This window comes from Verrucomicrobiota bacterium (assembly GCA_037139415.1).
In the GTDB taxonomy this organism is placed as follows: Bacteria; Verrucomicrobiota; Verrucomicrobiia; order Limisphaerales; family Fontisphaeraceae; genus JBAXGN01.
Window position 1 is genome coordinate 1 of record JBAXGN010000372.1, and the last position, 1,903, is coordinate 1,903.

Consider the following 1,903-nt stretch of genomic DNA (forward strand, 5'->3'; position numbering starts at 1 on the left):
ATTATGTCCGGGCTTCTTAAAAAAACTGCTTTTCTAAGTCCGACAGGCTGCTAGCCATCCAGGATCTAATGCAAAACTGCCCCGATACCTTCAAAAACGGTGCGGAACTCCTCCAAGCCGTAGCTGCCTTCGAGGCCGGTCTGGCAGAGTTGAAAGTGGGACTGGAAAAGCGGGATCCTGCCGCACTGGCGAAGCTGGCCAAGTTCGAGGAATTGCGGCGTAAAGTCCTGCTGTCCTATCCAGCGCTGGATTTTGACACGATCTTGCTTGTAAAACGGCAGGCCTCCAACTTGGGGCTGCGCCTGCCAATTGGCAGGGTAACTCCAGTCTGAAACCGGCGATGGAAAATGAAATAGCCACCCTGGCCTTCAAACAGTCGGATACCCGGATGACCACGCTTTATAAGCCCGCTCAAAACTGGTTTGTGGGGGATGTGGATTTGAATTTTGACGCGGACAGAATGCTGTTTTCCTCAATCGGAACGCAGAATCGTTGGCAGGTGTTCGAGATTAAGGCGGACGGCACAGGGTTGCGTCAGGTTTCCAAGGGCGCGGCTCCCGACGTGGACAATTATGACCCCATGTATCTGCCCGACGGACGCATCATCTTTGATTCCTCTGCCACCTTCCAGGGGGTGCCCTGCGTGGGCGGCAAGGATTATGTGGCCAATTTGCACATCATGAATGCGGACGGAACCGGGGTCCGCCGGCTGTGCTTTGACCAGGATAACGATTGGTGCCCGGTGATGTTGCCCAACGGGCGCGTGATGTACTTGCGATGGGAATATACGGACTCGGCCCATTATTTCAGCCGCGTGCTGATGTCCATGAATCCGGATGGCACCGGCCAGACCGAGTTTTATGGCAGCGACTCATACTGGCCAAACTCACTTTTTTATGCGCGTCCTCTACCGGGCAGCGACACGAAATTCGTGGGGATAATCAGTGGCCACCATGGGGTGCGGCGAATGGGCGAAATGGTTTTATTTGATGCCGCCAAAGGCCGGCAGGAGGACAGCGGCGCCATCCAGCGCATTCCCGGGTACGGTAAACCAGTAAAGGGCATCATCAAGGACCGGCTGGTTGATGATTCCTGGCCCAAGTTCCTTCACCCTTATCCGATTACGGATAAATTGTTCCTGGTCGCCGCCCAGCTTTCTGCCAAATCCACTTGGGGTATCTACCTGGCGGATATCTACGATAACCTCGTGTTGCTTAAACAGGAACCCGGCTATGCGTTATTTGAGCCGTTGCCGTTGCGCAAAACTACTCGCCCGCCTGCGATTGTCGACAAGGTTAATCTCAGCGATCCCAACGCTTCGGTTTATATCCACAATGTTTATTCCGGAGACGGACTCAAAGGCGTGCCGCGTGGCACGGTGAAAAGCCTGCGGGTATTCCAATATGAATACGCCTATCGCAACATGGGGGGGCATTATTACGTCGGGATGGAAGGGCCATGGGATGTGCGCCGTATTATTGGCACCGTGCCGGTGTGCGAAGACGGATCCGCCATGTTCAAGATCCCGGCGAACCGGCCGGTGGCTGTCCAGCCGCTGGATGCTCACGGGCAGGCGTTGCAACAAATGCGCAGTTGGTTTGTGGGGATGCCCGGGGAGAATGTTTCCTGTGTCGGCTGTCATGAGAAACAGAATCAATCCACCGCCCTGACCGTGGCGAGTGCGGCCCGGATGGAGCCGGTGCTGCCCACGCCCTGGCATGGTCCCAAGCGCGGCTTCAGCTTCCTGCGCGAGGTTCAGCCCGTATTGGACCAATACTGTGTTGGTTGCCACGATGGACAAGGCCAGGCGGCTGGGCGTCCCAATTTTGCCATCACCAATGTGATCACCACTAGCCCCAGTTTACGAGTTATTTGAAGGGTGCCTCGGAAGTTATTGTTAACC

Annotated in this window: 2 protein-coding genes; both read left to right on the forward strand. The window is 55.6% G+C overall.

Translation table 11 applies throughout. From position 1 onward, the window contains the following. The first annotated feature begins 68 nt into the window (after positions 1-68). Positions 69-332, forward strand: coding sequence for a hypothetical protein (locus tag WCO56_29770; GenBank protein ID MEI7733790.1), 264 nt, complete (start codon positions 69-71; stop codon positions 330-332). A gap of 8 nt (positions 333-340) precedes the next feature. After that, positions 341-1,876, forward strand: coding sequence for a hypothetical protein (locus WCO56_29775; GenBank protein MEI7733791.1), 1,536 nt, complete (start codon positions 341-343; stop codon positions 1,874-1,876). Positions 1,877-1,903 lie beyond the last annotated feature (27 nt).

Excerpts from the sequence above, each read along its gene's own strand:
- WCO56_29770 (MEI7733790.1), top strand. The coding sequence starts at position 69 with ATGCAAAACTGCCCCGATACCTTCAAAAACGGTGCGGAACTCCTCCAA.
- WCO56_29775 (MEI7733791.1), top strand. The coding sequence starts at position 341 with ATGGAAAATGAAATAGCCACCCTGGCCTTCAAACAGTCGGATACCCGG.